General features: G+C 62.7%; 20 protein-coding genes. 9 read left to right on the forward strand and 11 right to left on the reverse strand.

All coding sequences use genetic code 11. The annotated features are described in order from the left end of the window. Positions 1-43 precede the first annotated feature (43 nt). The 6 genes from pqqE to VF194_RS10115 all read right to left on the reverse strand — a co-directional run bounded on the left by pqqE (position 44) and on the right by VF194_RS10115 (position 3,922). On the reverse strand, positions 44-1,159 hold the full coding sequence (pqqE, locus tag VF194_RS10095) for a pyrroloquinoline quinone biosynthesis protein PqqE (RefSeq protein WP_414656093.1): 1,116 nt from the start codon (positions 1,157-1,159) through the stop codon (positions 44-46). Then, complete coding sequence (gene pqqD / locus VF194_RS10100; RefSeq protein WP_330890573.1) at positions 1,156-1,464, reverse strand: pyrroloquinoline quinone biosynthesis peptide chaperone PqqD; 309 nt, start codon at positions 1,462-1,464, stop codon at positions 1,156-1,158. The genes pqqE and pqqD overlap by 4 nt, the downstream gene beginning before the upstream one ends. After that, positions 1,451-2,188: a pyrroloquinoline-quinone synthase PqqC gene (gene pqqC / locus VF194_RS10105; RefSeq protein WP_330890575.1), complete on the reverse strand. Its 738-nt coding sequence runs from the start codon at positions 2,186-2,188 to the stop codon at positions 1,451-1,453. The genes pqqD and pqqC overlap by 14 nt, the downstream gene beginning before the upstream one ends. Continuing rightward, complete coding sequence (gene pqqB, locus VF194_RS10110; RefSeq protein ID WP_330890613.1) at positions 2,185-3,102, reverse strand: pyrroloquinoline quinone biosynthesis protein PqqB; 918 nt, start codon at positions 3,100-3,102, stop codon at positions 2,185-2,187. Before pqqB ends, pqqC begins: the two co-directional genes overlap by 4 nt. A 65-nt stretch (positions 3,103-3,167) precedes the next feature. Further along, complete coding sequence (pqqA, locus tag VF194_RS19805) at positions 3,168-3,248, reverse strand: pyrroloquinoline quinone precursor peptide PqqA (RefSeq protein ID WP_414656094.1); 81 nt, start codon at positions 3,246-3,248, stop codon at positions 3,168-3,170. 209 nt (positions 3,249-3,457) lie between these two features. After that, entirely contained in the window at positions 3,458-3,922 is a 465-nt protein-coding gene (locus VF194_RS10115) for a hypothetical protein (protein WP_330890577.1), read from the reverse strand. A gap of 179 nt (positions 3,923-4,101) precedes the next feature. Here VF194_RS10115 and VF194_RS10120 point away from each other — a divergent pair, with 179 nt between their 5' ends. Next, positions 4,102-4,404, forward strand: coding sequence for a hypothetical protein (locus VF194_RS10120; RefSeq protein ID WP_330890579.1), 303 nt, complete (start codon positions 4,102-4,104; stop codon positions 4,402-4,404). 26 nt (positions 4,405-4,430) lie between these two features. Here the strand turns inward: VF194_RS10120 and VF194_RS10125 are convergent, their stop codons facing one another. Together VF194_RS10125 and VF194_RS10130 are read right to left on the reverse strand one after the other, a co-directional pair. Further along, on the reverse strand, positions 4,431-5,228 hold the full coding sequence (locus VF194_RS10125) for a quinoprotein dehydrogenase-associated SoxYZ-like carrier (protein WP_330890581.1): 798 nt from the start codon (positions 5,226-5,228) through the stop codon (positions 4,431-4,433). Positions 5,229-5,247: 19 nt separating this feature from the next. Beyond that, positions 5,248-6,174: a quinoprotein relay system zinc metallohydrolase 2 gene (locus VF194_RS10130; protein ID WP_330890583.1), complete on the reverse strand. Its 927-nt coding sequence runs from the start codon at positions 6,172-6,174 to the stop codon at positions 5,248-5,250. An 8-nt stretch (positions 6,175-6,182) separates the two neighbouring features. Between VF194_RS10130 and VF194_RS10135 the strand changes: the two genes are divergently transcribed. From VF194_RS10135 to VF194_RS10155, 5 genes are read left to right on the forward strand one after another with little or no spacing between them, the layout of a single operon-like run. Continuing rightward, positions 6,183-7,694, forward strand: coding sequence for an ABC transporter substrate-binding protein (locus tag VF194_RS10135; RefSeq protein ID WP_330890585.1), 1,512 nt, complete (start codon positions 6,183-6,185; stop codon positions 7,692-7,694). A 22-nt stretch (positions 7,695-7,716) separates the two neighbouring features. Then, a complete protein-coding gene (locus tag VF194_RS10140) occupies positions 7,717-8,694 on the forward strand; it encodes a PQQ-dependent catabolism-associated beta-propeller protein (protein WP_330890587.1) in 978 nt (325 codons plus the stop codon). A gap of 2 nt (positions 8,695-8,696) precedes the next feature. After that, complete coding sequence (locus VF194_RS10145; RefSeq protein ID WP_330890589.1) at positions 8,697-9,482, forward strand: ATP-binding cassette domain-containing protein; 786 nt, start codon at positions 8,697-8,699, stop codon at positions 9,480-9,482. Beyond that, positions 9,479-10,291 carry an ABC transporter permease gene (locus VF194_RS10150; protein ID WP_330890591.1) on the forward strand — a complete coding sequence of 271 codons (813 nt, stop codon included), beginning with the start codon at positions 9,479-9,481 and terminating at the stop codon, positions 10,289-10,291. Before VF194_RS10145 ends, VF194_RS10150 begins: the two co-directional genes overlap by 4 nt. An 11-nt stretch (positions 10,292-10,302) precedes the next feature. Then, complete coding sequence (locus VF194_RS10155) at positions 10,303-10,989, forward strand: hypothetical protein (protein WP_330890593.1); 687 nt, start codon at positions 10,303-10,305, stop codon at positions 10,987-10,989. An 83-nt stretch (positions 10,990-11,072) separates the two neighbouring features. Here the strand turns inward: VF194_RS10155 and VF194_RS10160 are convergent, their stop codons facing one another. Genes VF194_RS10160 through VF194_RS10170 form a run of 3 tightly spaced genes read right to left on the reverse strand, consistent with a single transcriptional unit; the run spans position 11,073 to position 15,158 of the window. Beyond that, positions 11,073-12,140 carry a tartrate dehydrogenase gene (locus tag VF194_RS10160; protein WP_330890595.1) on the reverse strand — a complete coding sequence of 356 codons (1,068 nt, stop codon included), beginning with the start codon at positions 12,138-12,140 and terminating at the stop codon, positions 11,073-11,075. Positions 12,141-12,181: 41 nt separating this feature from the next. Beyond that, the gene (locus VF194_RS10165; protein WP_330890597.1) at positions 12,182-14,173 is read right to left on the reverse strand and encodes a tripartite tricarboxylate transporter permease; all 1,992 of its coding nucleotides are present in this window, start codon (positions 14,171-14,173) and stop codon (positions 12,182-12,184) included. Between the two features lie 31 nt (positions 14,174-14,204). Continuing rightward, on the reverse strand, positions 14,205-15,158 hold the full coding sequence (locus VF194_RS10170; protein ID WP_330890599.1) for a tripartite tricarboxylate transporter substrate binding protein: 954 nt from the start codon (positions 15,156-15,158) through the stop codon (positions 14,205-14,207). Between the two features lie 297 nt (positions 15,159-15,455). On the opposite strand from VF194_RS10170, the gene VF194_RS10175 reads away from it, so the two are divergent. Genes VF194_RS10175 through pyk form a run of 3 tightly spaced genes read left to right on the forward strand, consistent with a single transcriptional unit; the run spans position 15,456 to position 19,035 of the window. After that, positions 15,456-16,424, forward strand: coding sequence for a LysR family transcriptional regulator (locus tag VF194_RS10175; protein ID WP_330890601.1), 969 nt, complete (start codon positions 15,456-15,458; stop codon positions 16,422-16,424). Positions 16,425-16,455: 31 nt separating this feature from the next. Then, entirely contained in the window at positions 16,456-17,529 is a 1,074-nt protein-coding gene (locus VF194_RS10180) for a tartrate dehydrogenase (RefSeq protein WP_330890603.1), read from the forward strand. A gap of 21 nt (positions 17,530-17,550) precedes the next feature. Next, entirely contained in the window at positions 17,551-19,035 is a 1,485-nt protein-coding gene (gene pyk, locus VF194_RS10185; RefSeq protein ID WP_330890605.1) for a pyruvate kinase, read from the forward strand. Positions 19,036-19,096 lie beyond the last annotated feature (61 nt).

Genomic DNA, 19,096 nt, shown 5'->3' on the forward strand with positions numbered 1-19,096 from the left:
TGTCGCCGTCACGGAAGTGGCCCGACAACACAGGATGGAGCACTTATGCGGATGCGCTCGCCGGTTGTTTTATCCTGCGATAGCGCAATGTCGGCACCGGCACTGCCGACGCGTCAAACGCCATCTGACGAAGCGTCCCGTTCCATGGCGATAAGGCGCAAGCCGGGTCCGTAGCCGCCGCGGAACCGGTGACTGCCAGCGCTTGGCAGCGGCAGCCGCCCCAGTCGACTTCCCGTTGGTCGCAGCTCCGGCAGGGCTCCGGCATCCAGTCGACCCCTCGGAAGCGCCTGAACGCGTCCGAGTTCCGCCAAATCTCGGCGAGCGGCGCATCTTTCACCGAGTCGAACTCCATATCCGGGATCGTTTCCGCCGCGTGGCAGGGCAGCACCTTGCCATCCGGCGTGACATTCAGGAACTGTCGCCCCCAGCCGCCCATGCAGGCCTTCGGCTGACGCGCGTAATAATCGGGGATGACGTAGTCGATGACGATCCGGCCACGCAGCCGCTGCCGCGCCGCCTCCACCTTTCGGGTCGCCTCCCGCAACTGATCCAGACTCGGCATCAATGCGTCCCGATTGAGCAGGGCCCAGCCATAATACTGCACATGCGCGACCTCGACCCGTGCAGCGCCCAATTCCAGGGCCAGTTCGATCATGGCCTCGACGCGCGCTATATTCTGGCGGTGCACCACCGCATTGACGGTGAGCGGCAACGAAAGGTCGCGTACCCAGCGGGCGAACTCCAGCTTCCTATTCTGCGAACCGGGATAATTGTTGATCCTTTCCGCCGACTCCGGATCGGTGTCCTGAAAACTGAGCTGCACGTGATCGAGCCCCGCTTTCGCCAGTTCCGCAAGCCTGTCGCGGGTGATAGCGATCCCTGAGGTAATCAGATTCGAATAGAGGCCGCGCTCCCGGGCATGCGCGACGAGGATCGTAAGATCGCGGCGCGCCGCAGGCTCGCCGCCGGAGAAGTGGACCTGCAATATTCCGAGATCCGCGGCCTGATCTAGCACGCGGAACCAATCCTGCGTCGTCAGTTCCGCGCTTGCGCCGCGCAGCTGCAGCGGGTTGGAGCAATACAGGCATTGCAGCGGGCAGCGATGCGTCAGTTCCAGCAGGATGGCAAGCGGCGGCACCGGGTTGGCCATATCGGTCATATCGCCATGACCTTCTTGTCGAGCAAATCCTGCAGCAGTTTACGGACATCGAGCTCGATTTCATCGCGATCAGCACTGTAATTCCGCGCCAGATCATCGACAATCATCGCCAGACTGGTGGCGCCATCGCATTTTTGCACGATCTCCAGCGACACCTCGTCCAGCATGAAGACGCGCTCTGGCGCCAGCAGGATCCAGTTCTCGCGCGTACGATCGAAGGTCAGGCGCACACCGGCCGCCAGCCTGGGGCAGCTTGTCGGCCCCAGAATGCCCAGTGCTGCCGCGCCTGATTTATCCATCCGCATCCGCCTTGAAGGCTCCGGGCGGCACATGCCCAGGCGCGACATAAGCATGATAAAGCGCATCGAGCTGCGCCCAGAGCAGATCACATTTGAAGGTCAAGGCACCCATCACCAGCTTTTGCTGCTCCGGCGTGCGCGCCTCTCGCTTGACATGATCGAGCGCGAAATTCGCATCGCGCGGCGCCTGATGCAGACGCTTGTCGAAATACGACAGCGCCTTCGAATCGATGAAGGCGTAATTGGCCAGCATTCCCGCCATCCTCTCGGCGATGATGGTGGGAGCAAAAAGCTCGGTCAGGGATGACGCAACCGCCTCCAGCAGGCTCCTTTCGCGGACGAAATGCAGATAGGCATCGACGGCAAACCGCGTTCCCGGCAGCAGGCCGCTCCCTGACATCACATAATCCCGCTCAAAGCCCAGGGCATCGGTCAGGCGCAGCCATCGCTCGACCCCGCCCTCGCCCGACTCAGTCCCATCATGGTCTATAATCCGCTGCCGCCATGCGCGCCTGAACTCCGGATCGGCGGAGCGCGAGATGATGGCGGCATCCTTCATCGGGATGATGGATTGATAATAATAGCGGTTGAGCGCCCAGGCCTGAACTTGTCCGCGGTCGAGCTTGCCGCCGTGGAGCAGACGATGAAACGGATGCCGGTTGTGATAACGCTCCTCTCCGATGGCACGAAGCGCCTTCTCCAACCCTTCTGGGCTCATGGCCTCCGTCACAGGCTTATCCTCATGCCGTCCTCGCCTACTTCCCAGCCGTGCGATGCGAGAATCCTTCTTTCTTTCGAATCCTCATCAAGGATAGGGTTGGTCGTATTGATGTGGACGAGAATCTTCCGTCGCACGCCGAGATTCGCGAAGGCGGCGATAGTGCCGCCTTCGCCACTGATGCTCATATGGCCCATGCGCTGCCCGGTTTTTGAACTGATCTCGAGCTTGATGAGTTCATCGTCGGACCAGAGGGTGCCATCGAAGAAGACCAGCGCTGCGTCACGCAGCCGCTGCCGCAGGGCCTGCGTCATCCGGGCGCAGCCGGGAATATAGTGGAACGACCCGCCGCCGCCCGAAATTTCCACGCCGATCGTATCTTCCGGTCCGCCGGCAAGATTCTCGGCATGCCGACCTTCCAGGAATAGCGGCACCTTCCCTGGCACGGCGTAGGCCGTCGCCATCAGGTTCATCGTGCCATTGGCGCCGGTGATTTCGAACGGGGTAGAGAGAGCGAAGGAGCGCCGCCCGACATAGGCCGGATTCAAGGCCGAGAAGATCGGATTCTCGGCCAGCAGGCTATGGACGCGTTCGGTCGCCCACAGGGTGAAAGGCTGGCTTTCCCGCATCGACAAAAGCCCTGCCACCTGATCGATTTCCGCTCCCGTCAAAAGAACGGCCTCGACCGGAGAATGCCGCGGCGCCGCTTTCGGCCACAGGCATTGCGTTTGCGCGACCTGCTGCCGGAAGTCGGGGGAGGCATTCAGCAGCAGCCAGCGCTCGCCATCCGCGCTGACGGCAAGAGATACTTGGGTACGCGCCCTCGCCCGCATGCGTCCCTCGCGCATACCGGCGCTGGTAGCGGCGTTACAATTCCATTGCGGAAAACCTCCACCGGCGGCAGAGCCGAGAACCACCACTTCCATGACCAATCTGCCTTGATTCGTCGCAGTAAGGCTGCCCTGCTCGCCGCGCGGCGGAAGGTCAGAGGCTATATCCGTGCGCAGGCGTAGCTGTTGATTTCCATGCCGACGCAAATTTCACGGACACGCGGGGACTTCCAAGTCTTCATGACATCCTCCCGGGAGGTGTGTTGCGTGACGAAGTCTCAAGCCGGCTCGATAGCCGTATTCCTATATTAGAATTAGTCGAACGGTATGCCAGAAGAAAACATGGGCAGCAGCGCGGGAAGGCCTCATTCTTTGGATCAACTTTACTCGCTTCAATCAGCACTGGCATGTCGCGCATAAGACAAACAGCTAGCGGACGCATTGCGGAAGATCAGCGGATATCGGCCGGTGCCCGAGCCGTTTTCGGGCAAGGCGGCACGACATTTTTCCAGGCAAGACGCCGCATTTCCACGGCAAAGGCCGCCATCGACGGTGCGGTGTCGCGAAGCCAGTGCACCTGTACGTCGTAAGCCTCGCGCTCCCGCTTACGCCAGGATTGACAATCCAGGATTTCCGGGGTGGACGCACTTCTGATCTGCAGGAAATGCGTCATTTCATGCACCAGGATACTGGTAGCCACCGGATCACGATCAATATCCAGCGCCTGATCCAGCAGGATTTCGCCATCGGCCCTGGTGAAGCCCAGTACCGCGCAAGGCTGGCCGCAGACCTGCCGGGCGAGATCGTCATGTGGCAAAACTGTGATCGAGGGGGGCTCGCCGGGAATTGCATAGCCGGTATAGGCAGCAATGGCCGTCAATAGAGAAGCTGTCAGCCTGGTAGAAATCACTACCATTTCCTTCTCCTGCCGGCACCATTGTGGTCGCCAGCGCAGGGCCGCCTTGGCCGGAATGCCGATTGACCATGATCGTTCGGCGTGATTTCTTGACCGGGATCGGGCATTTCCGACTGCTGGAGGGCCGCTACATGCGTCAATTCCCGATACGCCTCCTTTTGATCTCAGCGCTTCTCCTTGTGGCAACCTGGCAGGGCGAGGCAAGAGCCAACAACTATCCCACCGAGGCGGTCGCCGATTACGTGATCGGCTGCATGGCAGCCAATGGCGAAACCCAGGATAATCTGCGGCGCTGCTCCTGCAGCATCGACACCGTCGCCTCCATCATCCCTTACGAGACATACGAACGGGCCGACACCATCATTCGGATGAGCGGGGTTTCTGGCGACAATACCTCGATGTTCCGCAGCATGCCGATGCTCAGGAAGATCGTCGACGATCTCCGTCTCGCCCAAATCGAAGCGGATTTCCGCTGCTTCTGATCCGCCGCACAGGCCCTTGCCCAAGCTCAACTGGCCAGGGGCAGCGGCCAGGTCGCATCGAATTTCCGGCCGCTGGAATCCTCCGCCTCCACCTTCAGATCACCGGCCGCCCCAGATTTCAGCCAGAACTGAATGGCCGGGTTCTCGCTGATCGAGATGTTGCCCTCGACGGAGAGGACCGGCTTTCCCGCGAGGCTGATATCAATCTTCTGGACAAAATCCGCCGGCACGTAATAGCGGGTTAATGGATCCATCTGCAGCCCTGAATTATTCGGATGCCTGATCATGAGTTCCATCCGGTTGAACCGCGATGCAAAAGCCTGCTGCAGCGTCTTAAGCTTCATCTGCCCCTTATGCGCGCGGGCTTCTTCCGGAGACTTCGTTGCCGGCGCCGAACAACCGCCGGCTGCCTTGACGAATTTGGCCACGCCGTAGAGCCGGCCATCGGCTGTCTCCGCCACGGCATGCAGGTTGGTGTATTGATCGATCCTGAGCCGAATGCCGATAGACGGGTTTGCCACCTGGTCCGTGAAATGGAAGACGGCGGCAACCGGCGCGGGATTCTTATCGACAATCAGGGTCAGCGACCGCACCGCTGCCGGCAAGCGTGCCTTATCGAAGGCGACATCGACCGGCACCACGGCGGCGTCATAGGCGCGCTCGGGTGCCGCAAGCCGCATGAAGGCCGCGCCGTCGGCAATGGTCTTGCCGGGAAAGATGGCCTCCTGCAAGTCGGACCATGGATCGTCGTATTCGGCGCTGGCGGTAGCGGCAAATAGCGCAATGGCTGCTATCGTCAGCAGAAAGCGCAATGCTTTTGGCATCACCATCTCCTTTCGCCCGTCATTCCCATTCCAGTTCGGTATAGGCCGCTGCGACATTGCGGGCGTTGTAATCGTCAAACAGCAGCCAGCGCGCTCTTTCTTCCGTACCGGCCTGCCGCACGGCCTGCTCCAGACTGCCGCCGGAAGAGAGGATTTCACGTGTCCGGTGAACGATCAGATCGAGATAGCGTTCCTCATCCAGAATCGCCGACGGCCAATCCGCTACCGGCGGACCATGACCTGGCACCACCCGATCCGCTTCGATGCCCTTCAACTGCCCGATGACCTTCAGCCAACCGAGGATGGAGCCATCGACCACGGGAATACGCTCCAGGAAGACAAGGTCGCCGGCGAACAGCGTTCTGGTTTCAAGATCCAAAACGGTAAGATCCGCGTCGGTATGCGCAGGCGGATAGGCGGTGAGCAGCAACTGCCGGCCGCCGAGATCGATCGTCTGCTGCTTCACGATCAGATGCTCCGGCTGCACGATCCGGGTGCCTTCCGCCGCCACGCCCAGCGCCTCATTCAGATGCCTGAGATAGCTGTTTCCCCGCGCGGCCAGGGCACGCGGCAATCTTTCATGCGCCACGAATTCCGTTGCCTGTCCGACGAAAGCGGCGTTGCCCAGCACGTGATCCGGGTGGAAATGGGTGTTGATGACATAACGGATCGGCAAATCCGTAATCCGGCGGATCGCCGCCAGCAGAGCCTGCCCTTCCTGAAAACTGCCGCCGGTATCGATGACGCCGACGGAATCACGGCCGACGATGAAGCCGATATTGGCGATGCCGCCCACGTTGCCGGGCGTCGCTTCCTCGTGCAGGCCGCGATGGACGAAGATACCCGGCACGACCTGCCGGACCGCCAGCGCTTCGGGTGACGATGCGGCATGGGCAGGCGGCGCAGATATCGTCGATAGCGCGACGAAGCCGGCCGTCAGCGCCAAGGGAATATTTGGCTGGACAATCCGAGAGAGGAACAACGCGGTATCCTCCCGATGTTTCCGCCCGTGTTGCTTGTCGCCGGGAACAGACCTCCGGGGACAGAGTTGTCGCGCGCACGACACGCACGGCAATTCGCGTCTGCCGCGAAGCGAGGCGGAGCGCCGTTACGATTTGGCATATTCCTTTTGCAGTATGGTCAATATTGTACTTTGGTCTCAACTTTCCCTGGCGCGCTTGCCGCGCCTGGTGCCGATTCTTAGAATTTTCCAACAGAGAACCGTTTCAGGCGGAGCAGATGAGCGATCCGCGCCCTGACGTGCTGTTGCTTCGGCTGCTTTTGGCCGCGCTCATGACGGTGGTCGGCTCCGCCCTTGCCGGCGCCGCGGCGGCAGCGGCGAAGCTGGAGGTGCCGGTCGCCTATTTTTCCGAGGCGATCGCCGAACCGCCACCGCTGTCCCTGGTCGAAGTCGTCGCCAGGGACAAAGGCCTGGCAGGGGCGAAACTGGCGATCGAGGACAACAACACGACCGGGCGATTCCTGAATCAAAACTTTTCTCTCGTGGAAAAGACGGTTCCGCAGGGCGGAGACCTGCGGGGGGCAGCCAGCGACCTGATCGAGTCCGGCGTCAAATTCTTCCTCGCCGACCTGACCGCCGATCGCCTCCTTGCCCTTGCCGATCTCGCCGAGATGAAGGGTGCGGTCATCCTGAACGTGCGGGCCGCAGACGATGCGCTGCGGCAGAGGGATTGCCGCCCCAATATTTTCAACATCGCACCCAGCTACGCCATGAAGGCCGATGCGCTGGCGCAGTATCTGGTCACGAAAAAATGGATGAAATGGGTTCTGATTTCCGGAAGCAATCCGCCGGACAAGGCCTTTGCCGATGCCATCCGCCGCTCTGCCAAACGCTATCGCGCCAAGATCGTCGAGGAACGGGTCTATGCGTTCAAGGCCGGCTCGCGGCGCACCGATACCGGCGAGCAGCAGATTCGAGAGCAGATGAACAAGCTGACCCAGCGGCTAGTGGATTACGACGTGCTGGTCGTTGCCGACGAAAGCGAAGTGTTCGGGGAATACCTGCCCTATCGCACCTGGGACCCTCGCCCGGTTGTCGGCAGCCAGGGCCTGATCCCGGCCGCCTGGCATCGCAGCCTGGAACAATGGGGCGGCACGCAATTGCAGCGCCGCTTCATTCGTCGGTTCGGCCGCTGGATGCTGGAGCGGGACTACGCCGGCTGGCAGGCCGTGCGCGCCATCGGCGAGGCTGTGGCGCGCACCAAGGCAGGTGATTCTGCGGCGATACGCACCTACATGTTGTCTGACAATTTCGAGCTGGCCGCCTTCAAGGGCCAGGCGCTGACGTTTCGCAAATGGAATCAGCAGCTCCGCCAGCCGATACTGCTGACCTCGCCGCTGATGCTGGTTTCGGTCTCGCCGCAGGCCGGCTTTCTGCACGAGCGCACCCCGCTCGACACCCTGGGATACGACAAGCCGGATTCGCAATGCCGATTGAATGAATAAGCCTGACGAGGAGGGACGCCAGATGGTCAGACACGCTGGATTATGGACCGCCGCCGCTCTGCTGCTCATGGCCTCCGCACCGCTGGCCGAGGCCAATGCCTTCACGGCTTTCGTCTCGAACGAGAAAAGCAATACCGTCAGCGTGATCGACACCGACAAAATGGCGGTCACGGCGACCGTCCCCGTCGGCGAGCGACCGCGCGGCATTACCATCAGCAAGGACCGGAAACTGATCTATATCTGCACCAGCGACGCCGACCACATCGAGGTCATGGACGCCGATTCGCAACAGGTGGTGCAGATACTGCCGAGCGGACCGGATCCGGAATTGTTCACGCGCTCCGGCGACGGCAGGCTGCTCTACATCGCCAACGAAGACAATAACATGGTCAGCGTGCTCGATCTCAAGCAGGGTGTCGTCACCACCGAAATTCCCGTCGGCGTGGAACCCGAAGGCATGGCGGTCAGCCCCGATGGCAAGTGGCTGGTGGCGACCTCGGAAACCACCAGCATGGCCCACTTCATCGATACCGGCACTCATGAACTGGTCGACAGCGTTCTGGTCGACACACGGCCCCGCTATGCCGAATTCACCCCGGACGGAAAACATGTCTGGGTCTCCTCCGAGGTGGGCGGCACTGTCAGCGTGATCGACGTCGCCAGCCGGAAGCTCGAGAAAAAGATCAGCTTTGCCATTCAGGGCGTCAGAAAGGAGACGATACAGCCGGTCGGCATCTCGATCACTGCAGACGGCAAGCTGGCCTTCATTTCGCTCGGGCCGGCCAATCGCATCGCCGTGGTCGACGCATCGACCTTCGACGTCAAGGACTATCTTCTGGTGGGCCAGCGCGTCTGGCACACCGATCTGACGCCGGACGGCAAGCTCCTTCTCAGCGCCAATGGGGAGTCGAATGACGTCTCCGTCATCGACGTTGCCAGTCTCAAAGTTATCCGCTCCATCCCCGTGGGCGAGTTGCCCTGGGGGCTGGTGATCCGCTGATCATGCAGGTTGCGGTGAATATGCCGAGCGAGGCCGTAACAGACGAGCTGAAGCCGGAACCGTCTGCCCTGGATGTCAGGAGGTTGAGCCATCGGATCGCCGGGCGGGCGATTTTGGACGACATCGCCGTTTCGATACCGGCGCACGGATTCGCCGTCCTGCTCGGGCAGAATGGCGCCGGCAAGACCACTTTATTCTCGCTGATCACGCGCCTTTACGCCGCCCAGCAGGGCAGCATCCATGTCTTCGGCCACGATCTGCGCAAGGAGAGTTCGCAGGCTCTGGCGCGGATCGGCGCAGTCTTCCAGCAGCGCGCCGTCGATCCCGACCTGACGGCGCGCCAGAACCTGCTTTATCATGCCGCGCTGCACGGCCTGTCGCGGAGAATTGCGCGACAGCGGATCGAGGAAGAGCTGACACGGGTAGGCCTGATCAAGGATGCCGACCGCAAGATACGCGGTTTCTCCGGCGGCGAGTCGCGGCGCGTCGAAATCGTGCGCGCCTTGATCCACCGGCCGAGCCTGCTGCTTTGCGACGAAGCGACCGTCGGCCTCGATGTCCGCAGGAGGGCCGATATTCTCGCCGATGTGCGCGGACTGGTCCGCGACCGCGGGCTGACCGTGCTATGGGCAACCCATTTGATCGACGAAGTACGGCCCGACGACCTGACGATCATCCTGCATCGGGGCCGCATCCTGCGGCAGGGCCGCGCAAAGGATATCGTCGCCAGCATCGGAGCCAGCGGCCTGAACGAGGCATTCCGCCATATCACCGAGGCAGCCGCATGACTGTGCAGGCTTGGTATCGCTGCTTCTACGGCATCCTCTGGCGAGAAAGCCTGCGCTTTTTCCATCAGCGCAGCCGCTTCATCGCGGCCCTGGTGCGGCCGCTGATCTGGCTGTTCGTCTTCGCCGCCGGTTTCCGCTCGGTTCTCGGCGTTTCCATCATCCCGCCCTACGAGACCTATATCCTGTATGATGAATATATCGTTCCCGGCCTGATCGCCATGATCCAGCTTTTCAACGGCATGCAAAGCTCGCTGTCGATGGTATACGACCGCGAGATGGGCAGCATGCGGGTGCTGTTGACCAGCCCGATGCCCCGCTGGTTCCTGCTGCTGTCGAAACTATCGGCTGGCACGCTGCTGTCGCTGGCGCAGGTTTATGTCTTCCTGCTGATCGCCCGCCTGTACGGGATCAGCCCGCCGCTGCTCGGCTATCTGACCGTGCTGCCGGCCTTGATCCTGTCCGGCCTGATGCTGGGGTCGCTGGGGCTGCTGCTATCCTCGGTGATCCGCCAGCTCGAGAATTTCGCCGGCGTGATGAATTTCGTCATTTTCCCGATGTTCTTCGCCTCCTCCGCGCTCTATCCGCTCTGGAAGGTCGAGGAGGCCAGCCCCCTGCTGCGGGACATCTGCAACCTCAATCCATTCACTTACGCGGTCGAATTGAACCGTTTCCTGCTCTATGGCCGCTTCGACACGATCTCGGCCGCTGCAGTGATCGGCTTTCTTGCCGTCTTCATCACAGGCGCCATCATCGCCTATGACCCATCGCGCGGCGTAATCGCCCGCGTCCGCGCCGGCGGTGCGGCATGAGGAGATCAGCGATGCAACGACACGGATATCTGCTTGGCCTTGCCGCCATTCTTGCAATCGGCATTGCCGCGGACAAATCGATGGGTGCCGGATTGCCGGGCCAGAGCGATCCGCCTCCGGGCGCGGCCGGGCAAGCGGGCGACTGGCCATGCGAACAACCGCTGCGCGCCGAGATATCGGTCGGCTCGATGTGGGCCGGCCCGGACCCAAATGCATTCGAGAATTCCTGGCACGAGATTCCGGCTGTCGCCAAGGTTGTCGAACAGGTTGCGCCGCGCCGGGTGCCGCAGGACCAGGCGCTCGATGAAATCCACCGTTTCGCCATCGGATACCGGGATGACGAGCGCAGCAAGATCATGACCCAGGTCTTCTCCGGCCTGTTCGATACGATGAGCGCCGAGCGCCGATCGATCATTCGCGGGATCAAGAATTTCAATCACCGGCAAGAGGCCCTGGCAAAGCGCATCCAGGATGGCTGGGACAGGCTGGGCGATCTGGATGCCAACTCAACCGATCCGGCGGTGGCGGCGCAACGCGCCGATCTGCAGCAGCAGTTGGATTGGGACGCCCGGATTTTCGACGACCGCCAGAGACTTCTGCCGGCCATCTGCGAGCAGCCGCGGCTCATCGAGCAAAGGCTGTTCGCCTTATCGCGGGCCATCCAGCAGGAGATGGCGGGTGACAACGGCAGAAAATAGCGTCCCTGCCCGTTACACCCCATCCCCTGGAGAATAAGGCGCAGGAGCCCGGATTTCGCCGCAGTCTCACCTGGCCAGCAGCCTCACCCGGCGACAAGATCGGCGATGAACTTGCCGCAATCTGCAGTATTGGCGGAGCCACCGATGTCGCGCGTGCGCGCACGCGGCTCCATCAGCGCCTGTTCGATTGCCGCCATCACTGCATCCGCCGCCGCCTTGTGTCCAAGATGCTCCAGCATCATGGCGCCGCACCAGATCTGGCCGATCGGATTGGCAATGCCTTTGCCGGCAATATCGGGGGCCGAGCCGTGCACCGGCTCGAACAGCGACGGGAATTTGCCTTCCGGATTGAGATTGGCCGATGGCGCGATGCCGATGGTGCCGGTGCAGGCCGGGCCGAGATCGGACAGAATATCGCCGAACAGGTTCGAGCCGACCACCACGTCGAACCAGTCCGGATGCTGGACGAAATGCGCGGTCAGGATATCGATGTGATACTTGTCGACCCGCACATCCGGATAAGCCTTGCCCATTTCGGCCAGGCGGTCGTCCCAGTACGGCATGGTGATCGAGATGCCGTTCGATTTGGTTGCGGCAGTCAGATGCTTTTTCGGCCGGCTGCGTGCCAGATCGAAGGCGAATTTGAGGATGCGGTCGGTGCCGGTACGGGTCAGAACCGTTTCCTGGATGACGAATTCCCGGTCGGTGCCGGGAAACATCTTGCCGCCGATCGAGGAATACTCGCCTTCGGTATTTTCCCGCACGACATAGAAATCGATGTCGCCCGGTTTGCGATTGGCCAGCGGCGATGGAATGCCCGGCATCAGCCGCACCGGACGGAGGTTGACATATTGGTCGAATTCGCGCCGCCAGGGGATAAGCAGGCCCCAAAGCGAAACATGGTCCGGCACCTTCTCCGGCCAGCCGACGGCGCCGAAGAAGATCGCATCATGGCCGCCGATCTGCCGCTTCCAGTCCTCCGGCATCATCCGGCCATGCTTGAGGTAATAGTCGCAGCTCCAGTCGAACTGATCCCAGGTGAAGGAGATGCCGAAACGCCGGCCGGCGGCTTCGAGGACGCGGATTCCCTCCGGAACGACCTCCTTGCCGATGCCATCGCCGGGGATGACGGCAATGCGGTGACTGGACATGACAACTCCTCGATATAACGGCGGTTGAAGACCGGGGCCGGTCAGAACAGCAGGCCCTTGGGCAGCGAGATCAGCAGAACGTCCCTCAGCAGGAAGTAGAATACGGCGACCGTGCCGAGGGCGACCGCGCCATAGATGGCGCCGCGTTTCACCGACCAGCGATCATATTCGGCTATGCACAACAGCGCCACGAAGCCGAGCAGGCTGGAGACGAAAAGACCGAGCTTCGGCATCAGAATGGCCCAGCCGACCATGGTGGCGACCAGCAGGAGGCGCCGCGGCGTCGACTCGGGGTTGGCGGTTTCGCCGGCCTTCATTCCAGGCTTGCGCAGCAGGTTCCGACCGATCAGCAGGGCGCAGCACAGGATCATCAGCACCGCGATCGTGCGCGGGAATACCGCGCCCAGGGCCGACAGGCTCTGCGAGTCCCATAGAACCCCGAGCCCCACGGCGACAAGCAGGATACCGGCGATGATCCCCATAGTGTCGCGCGGTTTCGGTGCTGCCGCCGGCACCGGCGCCGGCGCCTGCAGGCTGGCCGGCGACTTCCGATTCCGCCACCAGGCGGCAAGCAGCGGGTAGAACAGCGTCAGAGCGGCAAAAACGGCAATCGCCAGGCTGATCGGACGGCCGAAATACATACCCAGAAGATTGGATTGCGCCGTTCCGATCAGATAGGCCTGCACGAAGCCCTGCTCGGCAATCTGCCCAAGCACCAGGCCGAGCACGATCGGCGACGGTGAGAAGCCGACCCGGTTGAGCACCCAGCCGATGGCGCCAAGTATCGCCATCACCATCACGTCATCGGGGTTGTTGGCGATGGTGAAGCTGCCGATCACGGTCATGAAGGCGACGACCGGAACCAGAATGGCCTTCGGCGTCGCCACGATGGATTGATACGCGTAGCGGCCGAGCAGCAGCCCGGCCGGCAACATCAGCAAGGTTGCGATCAGCAGCCCGCTGATGAAGGTATAGACGATCGAGGATTGCTGGGCGAACAGGCTCGGGCCGACCCGGATGCCCTGCACCAGCAGCGCGCCGAGGATGATCGCATCCGGCGGCGTGCCCGGAATGCCGAGCACCAGCGTCGGGATGAAGCCGCCGCCGACGGTGGCGTTATTGGCCGTCTCGGTGGCGATCACGCCGTCCGGCTCGCCCTGGCCGAAGCGTTCCGGATGTTTGGAGCTGCGCCGCGCTTCGGCATAGGACACCAGGCAGGCGATCGACCCGCCGGCGCCCGGCAAAATGCCGATCACCGTACCGATGACCGAGCTGCGCAGGGTGTTGACCTTGCTGCGCCACATCAGGCGGACGGCCTCGCCCAGACGGTAACCGCCGCGCTCCGGTTCCACCCGCAGATGCGGATCGGGCGTCGCCACGAGATCGATCAGGACCGGAATGCAATACAGCCCGATCAGCGCCGGAATGAGGCTGATGCCGCCGAGCAGCACCTGGGTATTCATGGTGAAGCGGATGTCGCCGCCGACCACGGCGACGCCGACCATGGCCAGAAGCAAGCCGATGCAGCCGCCGATCAGGCCCTTCAGCATGTTGCCGGTCGACAGGGCAGAGATGAGCGTCAGGCCAAGGATCGCCAGCCAGAAATATTCCGGCGGCCCGAAAGCGAGCGCAACCTTGGCCAGCGGCGGCGCCAGCAGCAGCAGGGTAAATACGCCGACCAGGCCGCCGACCACGGAGGCCACGGTGGCGAGCGTGACGGCGAGATTGCCGTCGCCCCGCTTGGCCATGGGAAAACCATCGAAGGTGGTCGCAATCGATGACGGCGTTCCCGGCGTATTGACCAGGATGGCGGAAAAGGCTCCCCCGTAGATCGCTCCGGTATAGATCGCGCCCAGGGCGATCAATGCCGAAGCCGGCGCCATCGTGAAGGTGAACGGTACCAGGACCGCGATTGCCATCGCGGCGGAGAGGCCGGGCAGGGCACCGATGATGGTGCCCAGCACGACCCCGCCCAACGCGAGAGCCAGATTGAACGGCGTCAACGCCTGCCCGAAGGTGGCCAATATCTCCATGACAGTCGTATCCTGCCGTCCGCCGGGACTTTTACTTGACGATGCCGAGCTGCTTGGCCAGCGCGGTGTATTCCGACTGCTTCTGGGCCATGAATTGACCCATCTTCTCGTAGGGGATGTTGGTCAGCACGAAGCCGGCATCTTCCATCTTCTTGATGAATTCGGGATTGTGATTGATCTTGCCGATCAGATCGGAAACCTGCTTGCGGATATCCTCCGGCGTGGATTTCGGCACGCCGATGCCGCGATAGGCGCCGCCGACGAGATCATAGCCGAGTTCCTTGAAGGTCGGCGTATTGGGGTTGGTCGGCAGGCGCTTTTCCGAAGCGACCGCCAGCATACGCACGGCATCGGGCTGATTGAGGAAGGTGGTCGAATAATTGAAGCCCGCCGAAACCTGACCGCCGAGCACGGCCGTTATCGCCGGCCCGGAGCCCGAGAACGGCACATAGGTCGTCTTGATGCCGGCCATGTCGCTGAAGCGCTGCTGCGCCAGTTGATTCGAACTGAAGCTGCCCGAACCGCCGAAAGTCAGCATGCCGGGGTTCTTCTTGGCGAAATCGACCAGATCCTTGAGGGATTTGAACTTGCTGTCCTTGGGAACGAAGATCGCGTCCGGCGTATAGTGGAAGAAATAGACGTTGGTGATGTCCTGGGTCTTATATCCGACATCCTTCTGCAGCGGCTGCAGCACGATATGGGGCAGGTTGGTGCCCATGATCGTGTAACCGTCGCCGTCCATCCCGTTGAGCTGGGACCAGGCCTGCGCGCCGCCGGCGCCGGCCTGATACTTGATGATCGCCTGCTGGCCGGTGAGCTGTTTGAAGAAGGGCTGCTGGAAACGCGCGCTGATATCGGATTCGCCGCCGGCATTGAAGGCGATGATGTAGGTGATCGGCTTTTCCGGATAGGCGGCCTGCGCCGCACCTGCAACGGCCATGGTGGCGGCGAAAAGGCCCGCCGCAACGAGGGATTTCTTCAGCATTCCGTTTCCTCCAATTATTGATTGTGCGCGCCATATCGCCCGCGCCAGGCTGCTGCCGCCCTTGTCCACGCTATCGACATGATCCGGCATCCGCGAATGCAATTTTCGCATCGTTCGATGCAAAGAACGCATAACGCGCGTCGCTCATGTGATTACCCCTTGTCTTCTGCAGGATGCTGCCGGATCATCGACAACGCCGTCATCGGCCAAAATCTGCCGCGCGCCGGCGCTCTGAGGGCTATCAGCCTGCTTGCGCGGGATTTAGCGGCTTATGCCGGATCGGCATAGGGAGCGAGTATGGAGATTTCCTGGCTGGAAGACTTCAAGGCACTGGTCGAGTGCCTGAATTTTTCGCGCGCTGCGGAAATCCGCAATGTCACCCAGCCCGCTTTCAGCCGGCGGGTGCGCGCATTGGAAAACTGGATCGGCACGCCGCTTTTCGACCGCGACACCCACCGCCTGCGGCTGACGCCGGCGGGCGAGAAATTCCGCCTTGTGGCCGAAGAAGTGCTGCGGCGGCTGCAGCAGGGCCGTCAGGAAGCGCTTGACGCCGGCAGCGCCGCATCGTCGCTGCGCTTCATTTCCACGCATGCGCTGTCGCTGAGTTTCTTTCCGCACTGGCTGCGCGAGATCGAGCCGGTGCTTGGCTCGACCACCGTGCGCCTCATGGCCGACAACATGCAGGGCTGCGAGCGGCGCATGCTGCAGGGAGAAGCGCACTTCCTGCTCTGCCACCATCACCCCGCCGCCGCCCACCGGCTGAATAGTCAGGACTACATTTCGATCCATCTGGGCGACGATATGCTGGTACCGATTTCCGCGCCGGACGACCTGGGCCAGCCGCGCCATAGATTGCCGGGCCGCCCGGACGAGCCGACCGCCTACCTCGCCTTCAGCGAGGAATCGGGCATGGGCCGCATCATCACCGCGGCCCGCGCCCATGGTGGCCGTCCGGCCTGGCTGAAGCCGGTTTTCGCCTCGCACCTGTCGCATGTCTTGCGGATGTTTGCTGCCGACGGCCGCGGCATGACCTGGTCGCCCTACAGCTTGACCCGCGACGACATGGCCGCCGGCAAGCTGGTCCGCGCCGGCGACGAGAGCTGGGACATTCCGATGCAAATCCGGCTGTTCCGGCCACGCACGCGCCAGGATGCGCAGGCCGAGCGGTTCTGGTCCTATCTCGAAGACCGGCAGCAAAAGCCGCAAACCGACCGATTGCCGCACGGCACCGCCCGCCGGCATGCCCTCGCATCGGAACGAGCCTAGCAGTCCCCGATCGCCTTACACGGAGAAGTCCATGCGTGAATATTCGATTGCCACCATCCCAGCCGACGGCATCGGCCCCGAGGTGATCGCGGCTGGCGTCAGCGTCCTTCAGAGCCTGCAAAAGCGCATGGGCGACGTGGCCTTCCATTTCCGCAATTTCGATTGGGGTTCGGATTACTACAAGAAGCATGGCGTCATGATGCCGGCCGACGGGCTGGATCAGCTGCGCTCCTTCGATGCGATCTATTTCGGCGCCGTCGGCGCGCCGGACGTGCCGGACCACATCACGCTGTGGGGCCTGCGGCTGCCGATCTGCCAGGGCTTCGATCAATACGCCAATGTACGGCCGACCAAGATTCTGCCTGGCGTCACATCGCCGCTGCGCAATGCCGGACCGGGCGATCTCGACTGGGTGATCGTGCGCGAGAATTCCGAGGGCGAATATTCCGGCAATGGCGGCCGCGCCCATCGCGGCCTGCCCGAAGAAGTCGGCACCGAAGTGGCCATCTTCACCCGCGTCGGCGTCACCCGCATCATGCGCTATGCCTTCCGGCTGGCGCAGTCGCGTCCGCGCAAGCTGCTGACCGTGGTGACGAAATCGAATGCCCAGCGCTATGGGATGGTGATGTGGGACGAGATCGCCGCCGAGGTGGCGGCGGAATTTCCCGACGTGACCTGGGACAAGATGCTGGTCGATGCCATGACGGTGCGCATGACGCTCAAGCCCCAGAGCATCGACACGGTCGTGGCCACCAATCTGCATGCCGATATCCTGTCCGATCTCGCCGGCGCCCTGGCCGGCAGCCTCGGCGTGGCGCCGACGGCGAATATCGACCCCGAGCGGCGCTTTCCGTCGATGTTCGAGCCGATTCACGGTTCGGCTTTCGACATCACCGGCAAGGGCATCGCCAATCCGATCGCCTCCTTCTGGACAGCCGTGCAGCTGCTGGAGCATCTTGGTGAGGCCGAAGCCGCGGCACGGCTGATGCGCGCAATCGAGCGGGTGACCGGCGCCGGCATCCTCACGCCGGATGTCGGCGGAACCGCGACGACGAAGGAGGTCACCGATGCGGTCATCGACGCCATCCAGAGTTCTAACGTCTAGGCCGTTGCGGAGCTGATTGCCATGCGCCGGCATCGATATGCCAAAATCGTTGCCACGGTTGGGCCGGCCAGCGCGGCGCCCGAGATGCTCAAGGCGCTGTTCGACGCCGGCGTCGATACCTTCCGGCTGAATTTCAGCCACGGCACGCATGAAGATCATGCCAGGGTGCATGCCGCGATCCGTGCGCTGGAGCAGGAAAGCGGCCGCCCGATCGGCATCCTGCTGGATCTGCAGGGGCCGAAACTGCGTGTCGGTACGATCAGGGACGGCCAGATTCCGCTCGCCGCCGGCGATACGATCCGTTTCGTCCTGTCTGGCGCCGACGGGGACAAGGACGCCATCCCCTTGCCGCATCCGGAAATCTTTGCCGCGCTGGCGCCGGGGCTGGAAATGCTGATCGACGATGGCCGCATCCGTGTCTGCGTCACCGATCTGTCGGACGGGGAATTCGGGGCCCGCGTGATCACCGGCGGGATTCTGTCGAACCGCAAGGGCGTCAATCTCCCCGGCGCGATGCTGAATCTCTCGCCGCTGACGCCGAAGGACCGCGCCGACCTTGCCTTCGGTCTGCAGCTTGGCGTGGACTGGATCGCATTGTCCTTCGTGCAGAAACCGGGGGATCTGATCGAGGCGCGCGGGCTGATCGACGGCCGCGCCGGGCTGGTGGCGAAGATCGAAAAGCCATCGGCGCTGGATCACCTGGACGACATCGTCCGGCTGTCCGATGCGGTCATGGTGGCGCGCGGCGATCTCGGCGTGGAGATTCCGCAGGAGGATGTGCCCTGGCGCCAGAAGGACATCATCCAGGCCTGCCGGCGATCGGTGAAGCCGGTGATCGTGGCGACGCAGATGCTCGACTCCATGGTGGCCGCGCCGGCGCCGACCCGCGCCGAAGCCTCCGATGTGGCCACGGCGATCTATGACGGCGCCGATGCGGTGATGCTGTCGGCCGAATCGGCCACCGGCCGTTATCCGCGCCAGGCGGTCGAGATGATGGACCGTATCATCCGCAGCACCGAACAGCACCGGCTCTACGATTCGATCACCCGCGCCGCGCAGCCGGACGAGGACATGACGGCGCCGCATGCCGTCGCCGCGGCGGCGGCCGACCTTGCCGATGCCATCCATGCGCCGGTGATCGTCGCCTTCACCTCGAGCGGACCCACCGCCCTGCGCATCGCGCGCAAACGGCCCGCGGTGCCGATTTTGGCGATCACCCCGGACGAGGCCGTTTCGCGGCGGCTCTGCCTGCTATGGGGCGCCCATAGCGTGCTGTCGGAAGACATCCATTCCTACGAGGAAATGGTCGCGCGCGCTGCCGAGGCGGTCGTCAGCGAGGGCTTCGCCAGGCGGGCGGACCAGATTGTCGTCGTCGCCGGCATCCCGTTCGGGCAGTCGGGCACGACGAATAATCTGCGGGTAGTGCAGGTGGACACCTCCGGAAACTGGCGTGGCTGCCAGATTTATGATTCGCTTGTCCTTGCGGATGGAGGGGGGCTGACATGAAGGGGCAGGCGGGTTTCTGGGATTTCGAGCACAGCCTGGAGGCTCTGTCGGCGGAGGGCGA

It is taken from the genome of Ferrovibrio sp., from assembly GCF_036381655.1.
Lineage (GTDB): Bacteria > Pseudomonadota > Alphaproteobacteria > Ferrovibrionales > Ferrovibrionaceae > Ferrovibrio.